At 37.1% G+C, this 2,578-nt stretch carries 2 protein-coding genes and 1 pseudogene; all 3 read right to left on the bottom strand.

The window, feature by feature from the left end:
- Positions 1 to 333: pseudogene (locus tag ACED48_RS20310) on the bottom strand (hypothetical protein); the annotation flags it as partial.
- Between the two features lie 181 nt (positions 334 to 514).
- Positions 515 to 1,843 carry a HEPN domain-containing protein gene (locus ACED48_RS20305; protein WP_017057164.1) on the bottom strand — a complete coding sequence of 443 codons (1,329 nt, stop codon included), beginning with the start codon at positions 1,841 to 1,843 and terminating at the stop codon, positions 515 to 517.
- 198 nt (positions 1,844 to 2,041) lie between these two features.
- Positions 2,042 to 2,407, bottom strand: a complete 366-nt coding sequence (locus ACED48_RS20300) for a hypothetical protein (protein ID WP_017057163.1) — start codon at positions 2,405 to 2,407, stop codon at positions 2,042 to 2,044.
- Positions 2,408 to 2,578: the final 171 nt, after the last annotated feature.

Below are 2,578 nucleotides of genomic sequence, written 5' to 3'. Positions count from 1 at the left end.
GGTTAAATCACTTTTAACTGCTGCAGTTTCGATCAAAGTCCAAGCTTCTACAATTGCGGCGCGTGGTGATATTTCAGCCAACCGATAGAGCTGTTCTTTTTGACTTAGTTCTTCAGCTGTCGATTCGTGAATAACTTCTTCAGTTTGGGGGATTTCAGAAGCTTGTTGCTCTGCTTTCTCCAAAGCACGATTAAAACTAATCTCAGTATCACCGTGTTTTAATGCAGTCAGACGCCCCATTAAGCCTCTCACTTCATTTCGGAATAGATAGCCAAGCCATACGACTGCCACTGGCCAAGCCAGAGCTTTGATAATTTCTACAATATGTTCCATATTACTCCTAGCCAGTTAACGCCCAATTAAGGTGTGAAGCACGCGACCACGACACTTAATTTGACCACCGTAAACACTGAACTCAACCCAAACCAAAAATGCCAAGCGTGCTGAATCACTCTTAAATTGTTTGTTAACTGGCTGAAGCTAGCCAGCCAGACAGTCGCTTTCTATTACTGAATTATAAATCGACCAATTCAAATTCAGACTCTGGATTTATAGCTCCAAATTTTATTTGGACATTAGAGTTAAGTTCATCTCTGAGCATTTGCACTCGTTCTAAGAATCTTGAAGAGGTACTAAATTCAGGGTAATCCCTCAAAACAATGACTAGTTCACCATTGTCAATACTTTGCTCTTGCATGTACTTCTCAATAATAAATATCGATTTTTCTAACCTCATTTTTAATGAACCCATCAGTACTCTTAATGGTAAAGATCGAACTTCAACTGCGATTGAACTGTTTGAATTTTTTACAATAAAGTCAGTCATATACCTAGAGCTTCGAAACTCAGGAGCTATTATTTCAAATCCACTTTTCATGTAATATTCAGCAACAGCTTTTTCTGCTAGATATGCATGAGCATGAGGCGATTCAGATTGGTACGAATGTATTATTAACTCTCGATCCTCCTCATCTAAATCAATTTCACCAAGCTTATTGATTGCAACCTTGAGAATTTCTTTGACCTGGGAGGTTAGTCCTTTCACACGTTCAAAATCTTCTTTCGTCAAAAAGCGATTATGAGCAACTTTATTTCTTAGTTTATAAAGAAGTTCCCACTTCTGCTCAAGGCTTTGAGAGTTTTCACCTAACAAAGTAGAAAAGTATTTTTCCCAATTAGATCTAGGGACATATTTTAAAATCTTAGTCTTATCAGTATCTTCAAATGAAGTTTTAGCCAAAACACGGTCGAGTTCGTCAAGAGTAATATCCCGTTTTTTTTGGAACAAAACATGGGATAAATTTATAAAGTCCAATTTGTAAAGGTCATTTAAGTGAGTGTCTTCGTCTTCGAACTTTTCAATTTTTTTTGCCAAATCAGGATGCATTGTTTCTTTTGACCAGTCCATGCCAACATTGATCAACATGAACTTACTGATCAATTTACGCATTACATTTTCTACGTCATTAATCATCGGGTATGCTAAATAAGCATAGTGTCTACCAATATCATCCCATAATACATTTATTACTGTAGATTCTGGGTTGATTCTTTTGCAAATCTCTTTAATTTTATTACCAACTTCAGAAAACTCGCCAACGAGTTCTTCCTTTGTATTTTCTAGCACTATTAAAAAGTAACGCTCCTTATTTGAAGGAATGTTATCTGTTTCTACTCTAAACTTGACGGTGATTAAAGGCTTTGATTTTTGGGTTCTCTTAAAAGTTAGCTTTTGACCTGTAATAGAGATAAGGGAGTCTACTTTTAAAAAGTCAATAAATGCTTTTTTACTGTTGCAAAATGAATCATCGTTCTTCACAAGAACTAGGAATTCCAATTTCAATTAACTATCCTCACTTAGTCTTTTTTATATGTACTTATCTATACCTGCGATGCATACGATGCACATTCAGCATGCCAGTTAACGCCGCATTAAGTGGTGAGCAACGCCAACCACCCGACCTAAACCATTGTGACATAAACACTTAAACCGAAGTAAGCCGGAAACGCCATGCGTTGGGAATCCGTCTTAAATGCTTTGTTATGAGCCGGACTTTAGATAAACGCCTACTTCTCTAAATTGAGATTTTAAATCCAACATTTGTATGTGAGCCAGTACTATTTGGAATAGATTAAACACTGCTGCTGCAAACATGCACCCAGCTACAAAGCCAGACCACATTTGCTTCTCAGGCTGATATAACGTGTTGAAAGATAAGACAAAGAACATAAGACTAGAGAAACCTAATAGGTATTCATTGCAACTATATAGATACGAATTTGTCGAATAGTCATATTTGATTGTGACTTTTCCGCCTGCTCGAGCTAACTTTAAGTGAAGAGAGCTACCTACAGTTTTATAAGACAAGTCATTCTTATCAAGTATTTGCTCTACTTTTTCCAACATTGTTCAAGTCCTCCATGACCATTGATTTACCTGCACCACTTACGCTTAGGTTATAAATCATTCAACCGCTACTGCAAGATGTATTTCAATACGTGCGAGGCTCATAACGCCCAATTAAGGGGTGAACAACGCCTCCACCCAAACCTAAAGCATTGTGCCATAAACACTAAA

The sequence above is a fragment of the Vibrio sp. 5S239 genome (genome assembly GCF_041439575.1).
GTDB classification, from domain to species: Bacteria; Pseudomonadota; Gammaproteobacteria; order Enterobacterales; family Vibrionaceae; genus Vibrio; species Vibrio kanaloae.
The sequence above is the reverse complement of the archived record's forward strand: the minus strand, read 5'-3'. Positions and strand labels throughout refer to the sequence as shown.